The following is a 16,206-nucleotide window of genomic DNA, read 5'->3' as shown; positions in this document are numbered from 1 at the left end:
CCCTACGGGACTCGAACCGCTTGCAGGACAGCGTCGATGATCAGCTCGGGGGTGACGTTCGCGCTGGCGGCCTCGAAGCCGAGGATGAGCCGGTGCCGCAGCACGCGGTGGGCCAGCTTGGCGATATCGCCCGGAATGACGTGGGCGCGGCCGGAGAGCAGGGCCAGCGCCCGGGCGGCGTTGCAGAACGCGATGGTGGCGCGCGGGCTGGCACCGTATTCGATGAGCCGGGCGAGTTGGCGCGGCAGGTGCTGGTCGGGTTCGCGGGTGACGCCGACCAGTTGGCTGGCGTAGTGCATCAGCGCGCGGTCCATGTGGATGTGGCGCACGACGTCCTGTAGCCGCCGAACCGCGTCGAGACCGGCGACCGGCCTGCTGCGGTGGTTCTTGTCGTACAGCCCGGCGTCCATCCGGAACATCACCTCCACCTCCTGCTCGGCGGAGGGGTAGTGCACGACGTCTTTGAGCATGAACCGGTCGGTCTGCGCCTCGGACAGCGGATAGGTACCTTCCTGGTCGACGGGGTTCTGCGTCGCGATGACCAGAAACGGCTCGGGAATCGGGTACTCGGTGCCGGCGATCGTGGTCTGGCGTTCCTCCATCGCTTCGAGCATCGCGCTCTGGGTCTTGGCGCTGGACCGGTTGATCTCGTCGAGCAGCACGATGTTGGTGTGCACCGGGCCGAGCTGGGTGACGAACGAGTTGGTCGCCGACTCGTACACCTGGGTGCCGATGATGTCGCTCGGCAGCAGGTCCGGTGTGCACTGGATACGTCGGAACCCGCCGTCGATGGACTCGGCGATGACGCGCGCGGCGGTCGTCTTCGCCAACCCCGGCACGCTCTCGATGAGGATGTGGCCGCCCGCGAGCAGGCCGATCAGCAACGACTCGCGGAGATTCTCCTGGCCGACCACCTTGGCCGAGAACGCGTCGGAGACAGCGGCGACGATGCGCTGCGCCTCCGCGAGATCGTGCTGGTCGATGCGTGTCCGTGCTGCGGTCATGAATGCCTTTCGGGTCCGGCTGCCGGATGCGGATACCCGGGCCAGGGTATCGACACACCAGTTCGGTTGTCGGACCTGCGTGAAAACCTGGCATCAGGTACTCAGCCTGTGGTTGAGATTCATCAAGCAGGAGGCGATTTGTGTGACAACGTGGGAGTCTGGTCTCGAATTCGAGCGATACATCGCAGGGTTACTTGATCACCACGGATACGTGGTTCGCAGTACAAAGCTGTCGGGCGATTACGGTGTCGACTTCGTGGCAGTTAAGGGCGGCGAAGTGGTCGCAGTGCAATGCAAGCGTTTGACTGGTGTCGTCGGCCTCGCAGCGGTTCAGCAAGTGGTCGCTGGGGCAGCGATGTATGGCTGTACGTCCACGATGGTGATCTCTAATGGGTCGTTTTCCGCCGCGGCGGTCGCGCTTGCTGAGCGCCACAAGTGTCGACTCATCGACGGAGTTGAGTTGACCGGACTTGCCGTTGGCTATATCCACCAGCGCGGAACCGATCTAGAACAACTCGACACCTTGTTTTCTCGACGACCGCGTGAGTGGCATCGGTTCACGCGCGACGGGCGGCTCGCTCTCATTCTCGCCCGAGAGGAAGCGCGAGACCTCCATTCCGAGGGAGTCCAACCTGTCCATCTTGTGCTCGGCGTCGTGCAATCCGCTGGGAATCATCTCGCAACGATGCTCAGCGACTTCGGGCTGGAAGCTGAAGTAATTCGTGGCCGGATCAGTACGGCATTGTTGGACGACCCGACATTCGAGGACGACGCAGAAGCGTTGCGCGCCATTGGGATCGACCTGCACGCCGTTCGGGACAAGATCGCTCGCACCTTCGGTGAGGACGCCTGGAACAATGCGCTGCGCAAGTCGGGTTGGCGCAGGCGCCGATACGGCCACCTTCCGTTCACCAAGGCGTCGAAGAAGGCGCTCGAACTCGCGTTGCGAGAAGCGTTGGCGCACAAGGATTCGACGATTGGCTGCGAACACGTGGTCCTGGGCATCCTGCGCAGTGGTGACCGCTCGGCCGTCGGGCTGATCACCGAGCACGTCGATGCGGATCGGCTGCGCGAAGAAATCGTCGGACTGCTCGACGAGGCCGCTTAAGCCAGGAATCGATCGACGTAGGGGGCGAACCGCCGTCGCAGGTCTTCGGGGTCCAGTCCGAACAACTCCGCTGACGTCGCGACCCGGCCCAGCCGGCCGCGTTGGTGCCCGGCCAGATAGTCGGCCATCGCGGCGCGCGCCTCATCGGTGAGTGGCTCACCGGCCAACTCGTAAACGCTTGCGGCGGTCCCGATTTCGTCGGCCATGAAATCGTCGAAGCGAACGTCGATCGAGCGCTGCGGTCCGATGACATCGCGGTCGCGGACCAACGCGTTGAGCATGAGCTCGAGCCGGTCCACCCAGCACGCCGCGATCTGCTCGACCGGCACCGGCGCGCAGTGCATCCGCGCCGAGTACGTGAGCATCGCCAGCATCGACAACACCACCGGCACCGGATCGCGATGGGTTGCGATCACCACCACGCCGGGGAACACGCGGTCGAGCACGGGCAACTGCTCGAGATGCTGCGGCGACTTGAGCAGCCAGCGCCTGCCGCCGCGCAGGAACTGCAGCGCCTTGAGCTGGGTGGCCAGGTGCTCGTAGTGCGGCGTCTGGTCGTGGGCCAGGTAATAATCGCGCCACCGCGGTACGTGCCCGAGCGTCTCGAACAACATCGTCGAAAAGTCGTTGGCCAGCAGCTGGATCTCCTCGTGCACATGGTCGGTCGTCATCTCGTGCATCAGCGCGAAGTGCGGCATCACGGCATTCATGAACTCCACCGCGGCGTCCATCCGGGTGCGCCGCGGGTCCGGTTCGATGCCGGCCTCCGACGGCAGCGGAAACGGCTCGTTGCTCTCCCAGTAGGGGATGGTCCGGAAGGTCCGCCCGGCGGCGAGCAGGTTGTGCAGATGCGTCGTGCCCGTGCGCGGCAGACCGGCGATGACGACCGGCGGCGCCAACTCGATGTCGTGGATCTCGGGGTGCCGGGCGAGCAGGTCGGTCAGCAGCAGACGGTTCTTCAGCCACTGCAGCAGCTGGGCGTGGAAGTTGACGACGCCCGCATCGTGCAGGCCCGGAATCTCCTGCAGCGCAGCGAGAAACACGTCGAGGCGCTCGCGGTAGTCGTCCGCTCCGAAGTCGTCGAGCCCGGTCTCGGCGCTGGCCTTGGCGTGCAGCGCGTCGGCGTCGAGTGGGCAGTCGGGCGCCATCGCGGCCATCATCTCGCGGAGCGGCTCCATCTCGGCGGGGAAGCGGGGCTCGGCGAGGTCGTCGAGCACGACGGGCGCGGGTGCTGTGGTGTCGGTCACAGCGAGTTATGTTACTGTCAGTTTCGTAATGACGACGGAAATCGGGCGACCTCGTGACAAACGCATCGACGGCGCCGTCTTGCGCGCGACGGTCGAGCTGCTCGGCGAGACCGGTTACGCGGACCTGACCGTCGAGGCGATCGCTCGTCGGGCGGGAACCAGCAAGCCCGCGATCTACCGCCGCTGGCCGGGCAAGGCACACGTCGTGCACGAGGCGGTGTTTCCGGTCAGCACCGCCACCGAACTTCCCGATACCGGATCGCTGCCCGGCGACATCCGCGAAATGGTCCGCCGGACGGCCGGCGTGCTGACCACCCCCGCCGCCCGGGCCGCACTGCCCGGGCTCGTCGGTGAGATGGCCGCGAACCCGACACTGCACGTGGCGCTGCTCGAACGCTTCGCCGACGTGCTGTCACGCGGGCTGACCGACCGACTCGACGCGGCCGTCGCGCGCGGGGAAGTCCGGCCCGACGTATCGGCCGCCGAGGTCGTCGAGGCGGTGGCGGGCATGACGTTCATGGCGTTGATCACCCGCGGCGACGGTCTGGACGACGGGTGGGTGGACCGCACCGCCGAATTCATCACGAGAGGACTCAGCGCATGACCGACCACGAATCCACCAAGGCGTGGCACGAATTGCTCGACACACTCGGCGGGCTGGACCGCAGCTTCCTCGAGGGGGATCGCGCCGTCGCCGACGACCGCCACGTCGCCGACGGCTACCGCATGCTGGCCACCACGCTCGGGGTCGCGTTCGACACCTACCTGTTCGCCGAGCCGAGCCGGCCGCAGTGGGTCGAGCTCAACACCCCGTTCCGTCGCGACCGCCGCTGGGGCGGCGACAACACCGACGCCTGGTACTTCATGTGCCCGGTCGACCCGAAGCGCCGCTACCGCATCAGCGGTAACAAGGGCGACAGCGTGTACTTCTCGGTGACCGCCTACAACGAGCCGTCACCCGGCGCGTGGTCCGACCGCGTGGTGACCATCGTCCGCGACGACGACGTGGACATCGACCGCGACGGCAACTTCTCGTTCGACTACGGGCCCACCGACGACGGCGTGGTGCTGGTGACCCGCGACTACCAGGCCGACCCGCTGACCGGCAGGCCGGTGGCGTGGCGGATCGAGGCGCTCGACGAGCCCGACCCGATCCGCCACGGCGACGCGGAGACCGCGGCCGCGCTACGGGCCAGTGCGGCGTGGCTGCGCACGATGTTCGCGATCGTGCCGCTGGCGGTCGGCGTGCGGGGCGACGACCATCACACTCTCGGCCACGAAATATCGCAAGTGGCAAACCAATTCGCAGATCCGTACCAGGTGCCCGACGCGAACTTCGGCTGGTCGGCGCGTGACGCCTGCTACGCCTACGGCAGCTTCGTGCTCTCCGAGGACGAGGCGCTGGTCGTCACGCACCGGCCGCCGGCGTGCCGGTTCTGGAACCTCGTGGTGTGGAACCAGTTCATGGCCGGCGTCACCGACGCCAGGACATCGGTCAACGGCTACAGCGCGGTGCCCAACTCCGACGGATCAGTCACGGTCGTCATCTCGCGCGGGATGACCGCGCACCCGAATTCGATTACCACGGTGGATTATCCGCGCGGCAACCTGGCGTTCCGGTGGTTCCTCGCCGATGCGCTGCCCGCCCGGCCCGAGGTCCAGTTGGTCAAGGCCGCCGACGCCCCGACGACCGTTACGTAGGCCGGTACAGGGACTGCCTCCTCCGCGGCTACGGCCGAGATTGCATTCAGGGTTGTTGGGCCATGAGCCGCCTACTCCACAGCCCTCATTGCAATCTCGCCCATAGGACCGTTCAAAGAACATCTCCAGCCAGCCAGAGCGCCAAGGACACCGCGACCGCCCACACCAGCATCGTCAGCCCCGTGTCGCGCAGCACCGGGATCAACTCCCCGCCGCCGAGGCGTTTACGGACCGGCGCGGCCGCGCGCACCGCGAGCGGCAACGCCACCAAACCGACGGCTGCCCACGGCGTCGCGAGCATCAGCACCAACGTCGACGCAAACGCCACGACCATCAGCGCCTGATACAACAACCGGGTCCGGGCGTCGCCGAGTCGCACGGCCAGCGTGATCTTGCCCGACTCCTTGTCGGTCGGGATGTCGCGCAGATTGTTGGCCACCAGGACCGCCGACGACATGGCGCCCATCGCGACAGCGACCGCAGCGCCCTCCCAGTCGATCCGCAGCGCCTGCGTGTACTGCGTGCCGAGCACGGCCACCAACCCGAAGAACACGAACACCGCGATCTCACCCAGCCCCAGGTATCCGTAGGGCCGCTTGCCTCCGGTGTAGAGCCACGCCCCCGCGATGCACACCGCGCCGACCGCGATCAGCCACGGCGCGCTCACCGCCGCCAGCACCAGGCCGGCCACCGCCGCCAGGGCCAGGCTCAGCACCGCGGCCGTGAGCACCGCCCTCGGCGTGGCGACCTTCGACCCGACCAACCGCAGCGGCCCGGACCGAACGTCGTCGGTACCGCGGATCCCGTCCGAGTAGTCGTTGGCGTAGTTCACGCCAATGATCAGTGCGACGGCCACAGCCAGCGCCAGCAGCGCCTTCCACCAGCAGGCGGCGTGCAGCCAGGCCGCGGCGCCCGTGCCCGCGATCACGGGCGCGATCGCGTTGGGCAGGGTGCGCGGTCGCGCGCCTTCGACCCACTGGGCGAATGTGGCCACGAGCGCCAGTCTCCCACGGGCCCGGACCGTGGCAGACTGAGCGCATGGAGGACCGACTCAGCAAGGCGGAGATTCGCAAGGACGCCGTGCAGGAGATCTTCGACTCCGGCGTATCGACCGTCGGTGAGGTGGTCTCGATCATCACCACCGCGGTCAAGGACGTCGCCAACGCCGTCGGCGGCTTCGCCACCGACGCGTTCGAGATCCGCGACACCGTGCGCCTCGCGTCGCAACGGCTCGACGAAGTCGACGATCAACCGCCCACGTAGACCGTGCTCGGAGTCATCGGCGGGAGCGGTTTCTACAGCTTCTTCGGACCCGACGCGCGCAGCGTCAACCTCGACACCCCGTACGGCGTGCCGAGCGCCCCGATCACCGTGGGCACCGTCGGCGAACACGAAGTGGCGTTCCTGCCGCGGCACGGCGTCAACCACGAGTTCTCCCCGCACACGGTGCCGTACCGGGCCAACATGTGGGCGCTGCGCGCACTCGGTGTGCGACGCATCTTCGCCCCGTGCGCGGTCGGCAGCCTCACTCCTGAGCTAGGACCGGGCGCCATGGTGGTGCCCGATCAACTCGTCGACCGCACCAGCGGCCGCGCCGACACCTACTTCGACTCGGGCGGCATCCACGTCGCTTTCGCAGACCCGTACTGCCCGACCTTGCGCGCGACGGCCGCCGACCTGCCCGGTGTCGTCGACGGCGGCACCATGGTGGTGGTGCAGGGGCCGCGGTTCTCCACCCGCGCCGAGAGCCGGTGGTTCGCGAACCAGGGCTTCACGCTGGTCAACATGACCGGCTATCCCGAGGCGGCGCTGGCGCGTGAGCTCGAGATGTGTTATGCCGCAATAGCGTTGGTGACCGATCTGGACGCCGGCATCGAGGCCGGCGCCGGTGTGCGGGCGGTCGACGTGTTCGCCGAATTCGAGCGCAACATGGTGCCGTTCAAGAAGCTCGTGCACGAGGCGATAGAAAGCACACCCGAGGTCAATTCCTGTACGCATTGCCGGGCGCATGAGGGCGTCCGACTGCCGTTCGAGCTCCCGTGAGAGTTTTGCTGACCGGCGCGGCCGGTTTCATCGGCGCCCGGGTCGACGCGGCGCTGCGCGAGGCCGGCCACGACGTGATCGCCGTCGACGCGATGCTGCCCGCCGCCCACGGGCCCGGCGCCGAGGCACCCGCCGACTGCGAGGTGATCGACATTCGCGATGCGTCCGCGGTGGCGCCGTTGATGAAAGGCGTCGACGTGGTGTGCCATCAGGCGGCGGTGGTCGGAGCGGGCGTGAACGCCGCCGACGCGCCTGCGTACGCCAGCCACAACGACTACGGCACCGCGGTGCTGCTGGCCGAGATGTTCACCGCGGGCTGTCAGCGGCTGGTGCTGGCGTCGTCGATGGTCGTGTACGGCCAAGGCCGCTACGACTGCCCGGAACACGGGCCGGTCGACCCGCACCCGCGCACCCGCGCCGACCTCGACGCCGGCGTGTTCGAGCATCGGTGCCCGCTGTGCGGGGCGCTGGTGGCGTGGCGGCTGGTGGGCGAGGACGCGCCGCTGCGGCCCCGCAGCCTCTATGCGGCCAGCAAGACGGCACAGGAGCAGTACGCGCTGGCCTGGGCCGAGGCGGTCGGCGGTGCCGTCACCGCCCTGCGGTACCACAACGTCTACGGTCCGTACATGCCGCGCGACACCCCGTATTCCGGTGTGGCGGCGATCTTCCGGTCGGAACTCGAATCAGGCGATGTACCACGGGTTTTCGAAGACGGCGGGCAGATGCGTGACTTCGTGCACGTCGACGACGTGGCAGCGGCCAACGTGGCGGCCGTGGACTCCGGGCTGGACGGTTTCGGCGCGTTCAACATCTGTTCGGGACGGCCGATCTCGATACTGGAGGTGGCCACCGAGCTGTGCGAAACACGCGGTGACGCACCGCCCGTGGTCACCGGGCAGTACCGCAGCGGCGACGTCCGCCATATCGTCGCGGACCCCGCCAAAGCGGCTCGGCTGCTGGGATTCCAGGCGGCGGTGGACCCACGTGACGGGTTACGCGAGTTCGCATTCGCGCCGTTGCGGGCCTGATGCGCCGGACGGTCGGCATACTCGTTATCGTCACGCTCGTGGCGGCGGGTCTGATCGGTCTCCTGTGGTCTCAGCAGCGACGGTTGATCTACTTCCCGTCGCCGGGTCCGCTGCCGCCCGCCGCCACCATGCTGCCCAACGGGCAGGACGTGGTGATCGAGACCGACGACGAAATCCGGTTGGCGGGTTGGTTTTTCCCGGTCGAGGGCGACGCTCCCGCCGTACTGGTGTTCAACGGCAACGCGGGCGACCGGTCGATGCGCGTGCCGCTGGCCTCGGCGCTGAACCGGATGGGCTGCTCGGTGCTGCTGTTCGACTACCGCGGCTACGGCGGCAATGCGGGCCGCCCGTCGGAGGAGGGCCTGGCCGCCGATGCGCGGTCCGCGCAGAACTGGTTGGCCGCGCAGCCGGGCGTCGAGGAGATCGCCTATTTCGGCGAATCCCTCGGCGCCGCAGTCGCTGTCGGGCTCGCCGTGGAACGGCCGCCGCGCTCGCTGATGCTGCGCTCACCGTTCACCTCGCTGCCGGACGTCGGCGCGGTGCATTACCCGTGGTTGCCGGTGCGTTGGTTGCTGACGGACCGCTACCCGTCGATCGACCGCATCGCGTCGGTACGGGTACCGCTGTTGGTGATCGCGGGGGATCGCGACGACGTCGTGCCCGAGCCGATGAGCCGCCGGCTGTACGACGCCGCCAACGAACCGAAGCGGTACGTGCTGGTCGCGGGCGCCGGACACAACGACCTCGAGCTGCTCGTCGGCCGGCAGATGCTCGACGAGATCCGGAGGTTTCTCTCGGATACAGGTATGACTTAGTGATACTGGTGGTGTGAAACCCGCCATCTGTGAACAGTTCGGTATCGACTTCCCGCTCTTCGCGTTCAGCCACTGTCGTGACGTCGTTGCCGCGGTGACCAATGCCGGCGGTTTCGGCGTGCTGGGCGCGACCGCCTACACCCCAGAGCTGCTGGACCAGGAACTGTCGTGGATCGACGACCACGTCGGCGGCAAGCCGTACGGCCTGGACATCATCGTGCCCGCCAAATTCGAGGGCAAGGGGGAGAAGCTGTCGACCGGCGACCTCGCCGCCCGCATCCCCGACGAGTACCGCGGCTTCATCGCCGAACTGCTGGCGGCCCACGACATCGAACCGGAGGCGTCGCCGCGCACCGGTCCGCCCATCCTGTCCGGCAACACCGGCAAGGATCTGCTCGACGTGGCGATGAGCCATCCGATCAAGCTGATCGCCAACGCGCTCGGTGTTCCGCCGGTCTACATGATCGAGGCGGGCAAGGAGCGCGGCATCCCGGTCGCGGCGCTGGTGGGAGCCAAGGAGCACGCCGTCAAACAGGTGGACGCCGGCGTCGACCTGATCGTGGCGCAGGGCACCGAAGCCGGCGGGCACTGCGGCGAGGTGACAACCTTGGTGTTGGTGCCGGAGGTCATCGAGGCTGTGGCGGCTGCCGGGTCCGAGGTTCCGGTGCTCGCTGCGGGCGGGATCGTCACGGGCAGGCAGATGGCGGCGGCGGTGGCGATGGGCGCCGACGGGGCGTGGACCGGATCGGTGTGGCTCACCACCGAAGAGGCCGAGACCGCGCCCCACACCAAGCAGAAGTTTCTGGCCGCGACGTCGCGCGATACCGTCCGTTCGGCGGGTAGGACGGGAAAGCCTGCGCGCCAGCTTGTTTCGGACTGGACACAAGCGTGGCTGCCGAACGACGGCGGTCAGCGGCCGTTGCCGTTGCCGTTGCAGTCGATGCTGTCCGAGCCGGTCATCCGCCGGATCGACGTGCTCGCCTCGCAGGGCCATCCGGGTGCCCAGGCGTTGGCGACGTATTTCGTCGGACAGGGCGTCGGGCTGATGAACAAGGTCAAACCCGCTCGAGAAGTCGTGCGGGAGTTCATCGAGGACTACGTCGCCGCGACCGAACGCCTGAGCAACTCGCTACCCGACTAGTGGTGATTTCGGTGTAGTCAGAGGCGGTCTGCGCAACCAAGTACACCGAAATCACTCGTCGGCGAAGGTGATCCGCACCGAGATCGGGTCGCTCTCCATCGCGCGCATCGTCAGCGCGGTGGCCGACTGGCTGAGCTTGCCCGCTCCGCCGAAACTGCGGGCTCGTGCGCGGACGTCGTCGTCGGGCTCGAACGTCGCGGTGCCGGTCCGCCATTCGTCGTTGATGCGCACGCGCACCGTCGGATTCGCCGCGATGTTGTGGGCCCAGCCGGCGCGGCGGCCGTGCTGAGAGATCACCCAGACGCCGGCGTCGTCGGCGCGGCCGGCCAACGGCACGCGGCGGGGTTCACCGGTCCTGCGGCCGATCGTCTCCAAGTCGACCACCAGCGACGACCGGATGCCCACGCGGTCGAGCGCGGCGACCACCGGGTTCATCAGGACGCGGCCGAGTTGCCGTTCCAGCCTGAACTTCCGAACCGCCCTGCCGGCACTTCTCGTTGCCATCGCAACCTCCTGAGTATGAGGTCACCGACATTAGTTGAGTGATCACTCAAAAACAAGCGTTAGTCGGCCGCCAGCGGCAATCGCACCTCGAACCGCGCGCCGGTGCCCAGGTTGCGCGCCGACAGCGTGCCGCGATGCGCCTGCACCAGACCCGCGGCGATCGCCAGTCCCAACCCCGAACCGCTGGGCAGCGACGAGTCGGCCCGTGGAACTCGGTCGTTCGAGCCGCGGTACGCGACGTCGAACACCCGCGGCAGGTCCGCCTCGTCGATACCGACACCGGTGTCGTCGACACGTGCCCACGCGCCGTTCTCGTCGGATCCCAGCGCCAGCGACACCCGGCCTCCTGCCGGCGTGTGCGCGATCGCGTTGGCGACCAGGTTGGACAACACCCGCACCAGGGCGCGGTCGCTGCCCAGCACCCGCACGGGCGTCGCGGGCAGGTCGACCGACAACGCCACCCCTGCACGTTCGGCGGCGATCCGGTGGGCGGTCAGGACATCGTCGACGACCTCGTCGAGCGCGACCTTGTCGAACACCGGCTGGACGGCACCCGCGTTGATCTTCGACATCTCGAACAGGTCGTCGACCATCTCGGAGAGTCGAACCGACTCGTGCTCAATGGTTTTCGCGTGCACCCGCACTTCGGCGTCGGGTACCACACCGTCGGCGATCGCCTCGGAGACCGCCCGTATCCCGGCCAGCGGGGTGCGCAGGTCGTGGCTGACGAACGCGACCAGCCTGCGACGCGAGTGTTCGGCGGCCCGTTCGGACTCGCGGATCTCCTGTTCCCACACGGTGCGGCGGGCCTGATACCGCGCCAGCATCACCGCGGCGGGGATCGTCACCACCGCGACGATCACCAAGACGATCGCGGTCTGCTCGAAGGTTTCGGTGATCATGAAGCCGCTGGCGCCGAGCACGCCGGTGAACGTCGCCAACACCGGGATGAGCACCAGCGCCACCATGCTCACCGCCAGCGACCAGGACCGGGCCAGGCGGATGACGAGCGCGCCGGCGAGCACCACGGGGACCGAGCACGCCAACGCCAACCCGGTGATCTCCCACAGGTCGGTCGGCACTAGGCGCTCTGCCCTTCCGGTGAGCGCGCTTCGCCGCTCCACAGATAGCCGCGACCCCAGACCGTCTGCACCCGATGGTGGTCACCGAGCTTGGAACGCAACCGTTTGACGTGCACCGTCACCGTCGACAGATCGCCGAAATCCCAGTGCCACACCCGCTTCAACAGTTCTTCGCGGCTGAACACCACGTCGGTGTGGGTGAGGAAGAACAGCAGCAGGTCGAACTCGCGGTTGGTCAGCGACACCGGCGCACCCTCGACGGTCACCGTGCGCGCCGCCGTCGACACCGTCAGACCGCCGACGCTGACGTTCAGCGGAAGCGTTGCCGCAGGCGAGGGTGCGCGCCGCAGCACCGAGCGCACTCGCAACGCCAGTTCGCGCGGGCTGAACGGTTTGGTGAGGTAGTCGTCGGCGCCGGCCTCCAGGCCAGCGATCCGGTCGTCCTCTTCGCCGAGCGCGGTCAACAGAATCACCGGGACCGTGTAGCCGCCGCGCTGACGCAGGGTGCGGCACAGTGTCAGCCCGTCCGGGCCGGGCATCATCACGTCGAGCACGGCGACGTCGATGCGCTGGGAACCGAGTAACCGCAGCGCCTCCGTCCCGTCGTGGGCGATCGCCACGTCGAGCCCGTCGCGTTCGAGATAGCGACGCACGACATCGCGCACGACGGTGTCGTCGTCGGCGATCAAAACGCGCGTCACACTTCCCGAGACTAGCCCGATGCGGCCACTACCTGCGCCGATGTCACGGATTCGTCATCAATCGGCTGGTTGGGGTCACGGGCTGGTGGTTAGCCTCGACACCATGCCCGACTGTCCGGTGACCGTGGTGCTGCCGTGCCTCGACGAGGCGGAATCACTGCCCGGCGTGCTCGCGGCGATGCCGGCCGGATACCGGCCGCTGGTGGTCGACAACAACAGCACCGATGCAACCGCGCAGGTGGCGCTGCGGCACGGTGCCGACGTGGTCACCGAGAAGCGCCCCGGTTACGGCGCTGCGGTGCATGCCGGGGTGGTGGCGGCGGCGACGCCGATCGTGGCGGTCCTCGACGCCGACGGCTCACTGGACCCGGGTGACCTGCCGGCACTGGTCGAGGAGCTCGACCGCGGCGCGGACATGGCGATCGGCCGGCGCCGGCCGGTGCCGGGCGTGAAGTGGCCGTGGCATGCCCGGCTCGGCACCGCGGCGGTGTGCTGGCGGCTGCGCCGGCGCCACGGCCTGGCGGTGCACGACATCGCGCCGATGCGCGTCACACGCCGCGATGCGCTGCTCGAACTCGGGGTCACCGATCGCCGCTCCGGGTATCCGCTCGAGCTGCTCGTCCGGGCCGCGGCCGCGGGCTGGCGCGTCGTCGAGCGCGATGTCGACTACGGCGCGCGCACCGGCGGCAAGTCGAAGGTCAGCGGATCGGTTCGCGGCAGCGCGGTGGCGGCCCTGGACTTCTGGCGGGTGATCTCGTGACCGTGCTCCCGGTGACCGTGCTGGTCGTGGCCAAGGCGCCGGTGCCAGGGTTGGCGAAGACCCGCCTCGCGGCCTCGATCGGTGCCACCGCCGCCGCGGACATCGCCGCCGCCGCGCTGCTCGACACCCTCGACGCCGTGGCCTCCGCGCCTGTCGAGCGCCGGGTCGTCGCCATGACCGGCGACCTCGAGCGCGCGAGCCGAGGCGACGAAATAAGCTGTCGCTTAGCCGACTTCACCGTCCTGGCCCAACGCGGCGCCGACTTCGCCGAACGATTGGCGAACGCACACGCCGACGCGTCCACCGGTATCCCGGTCCTGCAGATCGGGATGGACACCCCGCAGGTGAGCGCTGATCTGCTTACCGACTGCGGCCGGATCCTGGTCGACACCGACGCGGTGCTCGGCTTCGCCGAGGACGGCGGATGGTGGGTGCTGGGCGTCTCGCGGCCGTCCATGGCGGACTGCCTGCGAACGGTGCCGATGTCGCGGCCCGACACCGGTGCGATGACCCTCGCGGCGTTGCGCGGCGACGGGGTCGACGTTGCCATGGTCGACGTGCTCGAGGACTTCGACACCCTCGACGACATCGACGTTGTGCGCCGAAAGTGCCTGCCGTACAGTCGGTTCGCTCAGGCGACCAAGGCGGTGCGGGCCTGATGCTCGGTCACCTCTACGACCGCGCCCTCGACGGTGAGCGCTGTTGGATCCGCCACGACGACGGTGAGGTGCGAAACCTCCCCGTGCACAACTGGATCGGCGGTGCGCATGCCGACGGCCGGTTCGATCGTGCCGTCGTCGACCTGTGTGAAGGTCCGACGATCGACCTAGGCTGCGGCCCAGGCCGGTTGGTGATCGAGCTGATCCGACGCGGTGTTCCCGCACTGGGTGTCGACCAGTCCGCGACCGCTGTCGGCCTGGCCCGCCGGAACGGCGCTCCGGTGTTGCGCCGGGACGTGTTCGGGCAGCTGCCTGCGACCGGTCGGTGGCAGACCGTGTTACTGGCCGACGGCAACGTGGGCCTCGGTGGTGACCCGCTGCGGGTATTGCGCAGGGCGGCGGAATTGCTGCGCCGTGGCGGTCGCTGCATCGCCGAGTTCGAGGCGCTGACAAACGGTATCCGCACCGGCTGGGTTCGGCTGGAGTCGTCACGCACGGTGGGCCCCTGGTTCCAGTGGGCCTCGGTGGGCATCGACTGCGCCGCCGAGGTCGCCGAGAACGCCGGGCTGGTGTTGACCAGGGTCCATCCGATCGGCGACCGGGTGGTCGCGAGCCTGACGCTGTCCTAGCGCCTGCTCATCGCCAGCCGGATGGCGTAGACGGCCGCGCTCGCTCCGAACATCGCGGCGGTCAACAGCAACCATCGCCCCAGAAACGGGTCCTGAGTCTGTCCGCTGGCGGCCAGCACGGTCGGCTCACCCTGCTCGACGATCCCGGGCAGGAACAGCAGCAGTGTCAGCCCCGAGCCGAGCGCAGGGACCCGCAGGTAGTTCAGCAGCGGCACCGGCAGCCGCGGAATTCGCGTGCCACGCTGCAGGATCCGGTCGGCCAGCGCGTACAGCGGAAACAGCACGAGGTCGTGGACGACGACCGACGCGGCGAACCACACCAGAATCGACTGCCACCACGTGCGGGAGTTCCACAGTGCCGCGGGCGTGATCGTGGCGAGCACATACCCGAACAACGCGAACCCGGCGAGCAGTGTCAGCAGGTGCAACGGATTCGATCCGTACACGTCGCGGAAACGCCGGGCGCGCATGTCAATCCACCGGCCTGAAGTCGATGCTCGCCACCCACTTGGTGTTGTGCACACCGGGTAGCGCAGGAACGATGATCCGGGCTGGGAACCCGTGGTCGGGTGACAGGTCGGCGCCGTTGACCTTCAGCGCCAGCAGGGCGTCCGGGTGCAGGACCTGATTGCGTTGCAGGGTCGCGCGATTGAAGGCACCCCGTCGTTCCACCGACTGCACGAACGCCGACGCGGGTTCCGGCACACCAGCCAGTCGCGCGAGGTCGCGCAGCGGTACGCCCGTCCAGGTCTCGGTCGTCGACCAGCCCTCGACGCAGGCGATCGGCAGGCGGGCGGTGCGCTGGGGCATCTCGGTCAGCATCGTTCGGTCCAGCACGACGGGCGCCGGTCCGCCCGTCAGGAAGAGGCGCCAGCGCTCGCCGGTCAGGTCGGGGGTGATCCGCGCTGCGGCCGCGGTCCTGTTGACCTGGAAGTCGTTCGGTCCGTCACCGCGGGTCCGTCCGCGAGGGAGCAACAGCGCGGCGGGCCTGGTCCACCCGCCGATGCTCTGCCCGGCGGTCAGCACGGCGACCAACGCGGCGCCGCCGCCGACGAGCGCCAGCGCACCGCGACGGCTCAACGTCGCGGGATCGGGGTCGGCGGGCGCCAACCCGTCGGGCGTATACGGGTCCGCGACGGTGTCCTCGCGCGACGTCCGCAGCACCGCGCGCATCGACCGTGACCGCAGCCCCGCCCACATCCGCGGAATCTTGATCGCGATGTGTACCACAAATCCGGCGATGAACACCCACGCACCGAAGTAGTGCGCGGTGTAGAAGCTGAACCCGAAGATGTAGTCGTACTGGATGTTCAGCACCCCGGTGACGATCTCGAACAGCACACCGCCGACCAGCATCAGCAACGAAACACGTTCGGCCAGTTGAGCGATCGAGCGCGCCGGCGGCCAGGCGAAGAGCCGGGGGATCACCGACCACAGCTTCGCGAGCACCACCGGCACCAGCACCAGACCCAGCCCCACATGCAGACCCTGGTTGAGCCGATACAGCCACGCCGGGTCGGTGGGCCAGTCGAAGGTCGGCAACTTGAGCCAGCCGACGTCCGCCGGAATGGCCTGACCGAACTGGGGCCCATAGGCGATGTACGACAGCAGGCCGGTGACGATCACCACCGGCAGACCGATCAGCAGGACCGCGCCGAACACCGATGTCAACCACAACCCGCGCAGCGGACTGCGCCAGCGGATCAACGTCCGCCGCCGCGGTCGGTCGATCAAGCCCATGACACCAGAGTCCAGCCGTGCGGCCTCAGGTAGAAGCTTGGCTC

19 protein-coding genes are annotated in these 16,206 nt (G+C 68.4%); 11 read left to right on the top strand and 8 right to left on the bottom strand.

Annotation, left to right across the window (positions count from 1 at the left end; translation table 11 throughout):
• Positions 1-2: 2 nt before the first annotated feature.
• A complete protein-coding gene (locus AU188_RS18195; RefSeq protein WP_059164976.1) occupies positions 3-1,004 on the bottom strand; it encodes an AAA family ATPase in 1,002 nt (333 codons plus the stop codon).
• Between AU188_RS18195 and AU188_RS26000 the strand changes: the two genes are divergently transcribed.
• Positions 949-2,112 (top strand): restriction endonuclease, encoded by a 1,164-nt coding sequence (locus AU188_RS26000; RefSeq protein WP_082686688.1) that lies wholly within the window; start codon positions 949-951, stop codon positions 2,110-2,112. The two genes, AU188_RS18195 and AU188_RS26000, sit on opposite strands and share 56 nt — an antisense overlap.
• Here AU188_RS26000 and AU188_RS18185 read toward each other — a convergent pair.
• Entirely contained in the window at positions 2,109-3,290 is a 1,182-nt protein-coding gene (locus tag AU188_RS18185; RefSeq protein WP_082686690.1) for a sulfotransferase family protein, read from the bottom strand. The genes AU188_RS26000 and AU188_RS18185 overlap by 4 nt on opposite strands.
• A gap of 97 nt (positions 3,291-3,387) precedes the next feature.
• On the opposite strand from AU188_RS18185, the gene AU188_RS18180 reads away from it, so the two are divergent.
• Positions 3,388-3,963, top strand: a complete 576-nt coding sequence (locus AU188_RS18180; protein WP_059164978.1) for a TetR/AcrR family transcriptional regulator — start codon at positions 3,388-3,390, stop codon at positions 3,961-3,963.
• Positions 3,960-5,060: a DUF1214 domain-containing protein gene (locus tag AU188_RS18175; RefSeq protein WP_059164979.1), complete on the top strand. Its 1,101-nt coding sequence runs from the start codon at positions 3,960-3,962 to the stop codon at positions 5,058-5,060. Before AU188_RS18180 ends, AU188_RS18175 begins: the two co-directional genes overlap by 4 nt.
• Before the next feature lie 112 nt (positions 5,061-5,172).
• Here the strand turns inward: AU188_RS18175 and AU188_RS18170 are convergent, their stop codons facing one another.
• A complete protein-coding gene (locus AU188_RS18170) occupies positions 5,173-6,054 on the bottom strand; it encodes a 1,4-dihydroxy-2-naphthoate polyprenyltransferase (protein WP_059164980.1) in 882 nt (293 codons plus the stop codon).
• Between the two features lie 44 nt (positions 6,055-6,098).
• On the opposite strand from AU188_RS18170, the gene AU188_RS18165 reads away from it, so the two are divergent.
• The 5 genes from AU188_RS18165 to AU188_RS18145 are packed head-to-tail and all read left to right on the top strand — an operon-like array spanning position 6,099 to position 10,087.
• Entirely contained in the window at positions 6,099-6,323 is a 225-nt protein-coding gene (locus AU188_RS18165) for a hypothetical protein (RefSeq protein WP_059099497.1), read from the top strand.
• A 3-nt stretch (positions 6,324-6,326) separates the two neighbouring features.
• Positions 6,327-7,103: an S-methyl-5'-thioadenosine phosphorylase gene (locus AU188_RS18160; RefSeq protein ID WP_059164981.1), complete on the top strand. Its 777-nt coding sequence runs from the start codon at positions 6,327-6,329 to the stop codon at positions 7,101-7,103.
• Positions 7,100-8,131 (top strand): NAD-dependent epimerase/dehydratase family protein, encoded by a 1,032-nt coding sequence (locus AU188_RS18155; RefSeq protein ID WP_059164982.1) that lies wholly within the window; start codon positions 7,100-7,102, stop codon positions 8,129-8,131. Before AU188_RS18160 ends, AU188_RS18155 begins: the two co-directional genes overlap by 4 nt.
• Positions 8,131-8,946, top strand: coding sequence for an alpha/beta hydrolase (locus AU188_RS18150; protein ID WP_059164983.1), 816 nt, complete (start codon positions 8,131-8,133; stop codon positions 8,944-8,946). Before AU188_RS18155 ends, AU188_RS18150 begins: the two co-directional genes overlap by 1 nt.
• A 13-nt stretch (positions 8,947-8,959) precedes the next feature.
• Positions 8,960-10,087, top strand: a complete 1,128-nt coding sequence (locus AU188_RS18145; protein WP_059164984.1) for an NAD(P)H-dependent flavin oxidoreductase — start codon at positions 8,960-8,962, stop codon at positions 10,085-10,087.
• A 51-nt stretch (positions 10,088-10,138) separates the two neighbouring features.
• Here AU188_RS18145 and AU188_RS18140 read toward each other — a convergent pair whose 3' ends face one another.
• The 3 genes from AU188_RS18140 to AU188_RS18130 are packed head-to-tail and all read right to left on the bottom strand — an operon-like array spanning position 10,139 to position 12,374.
• On the bottom strand, positions 10,139-10,591 hold the full coding sequence (locus AU188_RS18140) for a nitroreductase/quinone reductase family protein (RefSeq protein ID WP_059164985.1): 453 nt from the start codon (positions 10,589-10,591) through the stop codon (positions 10,139-10,141).
• Positions 10,592-10,650: 59 nt separating this feature from the next.
• Positions 10,651-11,673, bottom strand: a complete 1,023-nt coding sequence (locus AU188_RS18135) for a sensor histidine kinase (protein ID WP_059164986.1) — start codon at positions 11,671-11,673, stop codon at positions 10,651-10,653.
• Positions 11,673-12,374 (bottom strand): response regulator transcription factor, encoded by a 702-nt coding sequence (locus AU188_RS18130; RefSeq protein WP_059164987.1) that lies wholly within the window; start codon positions 12,372-12,374, stop codon positions 11,673-11,675. The genes AU188_RS18135 and AU188_RS18130 overlap by 1 nt, the downstream gene beginning before the upstream one ends.
• Before the next feature lie 103 nt (positions 12,375-12,477).
• On the opposite strand from AU188_RS18130, the gene AU188_RS18125 reads away from it, so the two are divergent.
• The 3 genes from AU188_RS18125 to AU188_RS18115 are packed head-to-tail and all read left to right on the top strand — an operon-like array spanning position 12,478 to position 14,422.
• A complete protein-coding gene (locus AU188_RS18125) occupies positions 12,478-13,134 on the top strand; it encodes a glycosyltransferase family 2 protein (RefSeq protein WP_059164988.1) in 657 nt (218 codons plus the stop codon).
• Positions 13,131-13,793: a TIGR04282 family arsenosugar biosynthesis glycosyltransferase gene (locus tag AU188_RS18120; protein ID WP_059164989.1), complete on the top strand. Its 663-nt coding sequence runs from the start codon at positions 13,131-13,133 to the stop codon at positions 13,791-13,793. The genes AU188_RS18125 and AU188_RS18120 overlap by 4 nt, the downstream gene beginning before the upstream one ends.
• Positions 13,793-14,422, top strand: a complete 630-nt coding sequence (locus AU188_RS18115) for a methyltransferase domain-containing protein (RefSeq protein ID WP_059164990.1) — start codon at positions 13,793-13,795, stop codon at positions 14,420-14,422. The genes AU188_RS18120 and AU188_RS18115 overlap by 1 nt, the downstream gene beginning before the upstream one ends.
• Here AU188_RS18115 and AU188_RS18110 read toward each other — a convergent pair.
• Together AU188_RS18110 and AU188_RS18105 are read right to left on the bottom strand one after the other, a co-directional pair.
• Complete coding sequence (locus tag AU188_RS18110; protein WP_059164991.1) at positions 14,419-14,892, bottom strand: hypothetical protein; 474 nt, start codon at positions 14,890-14,892, stop codon at positions 14,419-14,421. The two genes, AU188_RS18115 and AU188_RS18110, sit on opposite strands and share 4 nt — an antisense overlap.
• 1 nt (position 14,893) lies before the next feature.
• Positions 14,894-16,162, bottom strand: a complete 1,269-nt coding sequence (locus AU188_RS18105; RefSeq protein ID WP_059164992.1) for a molybdopterin-dependent oxidoreductase — start codon at positions 16,160-16,162, stop codon at positions 14,894-14,896.
• Between the last annotated feature and the right edge of the window lie 44 nt (positions 16,163-16,206).

The sequence above is a fragment of the Mycobacterium sp. IS-3022 genome (assembly GCF_001500065.1).
GTDB lineage: Bacteria > Actinomycetota > Actinomycetes > Mycobacteriales > Mycobacteriaceae > Mycobacterium.
Note: the sequence above shows the minus strand (reverse complement) of the source record. Positions and strands in the feature narration are given on the sequence as shown.

What these genes read in the sequence shown, in the direction of transcription:
- AU188_RS26000 (WP_082686688.1), top strand. Translation starts at nt 949, where the DNA reads ATGCGCTGCGCCTCCGCGAGATCGTGCTGGTCGATGCGTGTCCGTGCT.
- AU188_RS18195 (WP_059164976.1), bottom strand. Translation starts at nt 1,004, where the DNA reads ATGACCGCAGCACGGACACGCATCGACCAGCACGATCTCGCGGAGGCG.
- AU188_RS18185 (WP_082686690.1), bottom strand. Translation starts at nt 3,290, where the DNA reads ATGGAGCCGCTCCGCGAGATGATGGCCGCGATGGCGCCCGACTGCCCA.
- AU188_RS18180 (WP_059164978.1), top strand. Translation starts at nt 3,388, where the DNA reads ATGACGACGGAAATCGGGCGACCTCGTGACAAACGCATCGACGGCGCC.
- AU188_RS18175 (WP_059164979.1), top strand. Translation starts at nt 3,960, where the DNA reads ATGACCGACCACGAATCCACCAAGGCGTGGCACGAATTGCTCGACACA.
- AU188_RS18165 (WP_059099497.1), top strand. Translation starts at nt 6,099, where the DNA reads ATGGAGGACCGACTCAGCAAGGCGGAGATTCGCAAGGACGCCGTGCAG.
- AU188_RS18150 (WP_059164983.1), top strand. Translation starts at nt 8,131, where the DNA reads ATGCGCCGGACGGTCGGCATACTCGTTATCGTCACGCTCGTGGCGGCG.
- AU188_RS18140 (WP_059164985.1), bottom strand. Translation starts at nt 10,591, where the DNA reads ATGGCAACGAGAAGTGCCGGCAGGGCGGTTCGGAAGTTCAGGCTGGAA.
- AU188_RS18125 (WP_059164988.1), top strand. Translation starts at nt 12,478, where the DNA reads ATGCCCGACTGTCCGGTGACCGTGGTGCTGCCGTGCCTCGACGAGGCG.
- AU188_RS18115 (WP_059164990.1), top strand. Translation starts at nt 13,793, where the DNA reads ATGCTCGGTCACCTCTACGACCGCGCCCTCGACGGTGAGCGCTGTTGG.
- AU188_RS18110 (WP_059164991.1), bottom strand. Translation starts at nt 14,892, where the DNA reads ATGCGCGCCCGGCGTTTCCGCGACGTGTACGGATCGAATCCGTTGCAC.
- AU188_RS18105 (WP_059164992.1), bottom strand. Translation starts at nt 16,162, where the DNA reads ATGGGCTTGATCGACCGACCGCGGCGGCGGACGTTGATCCGCTGGCGC.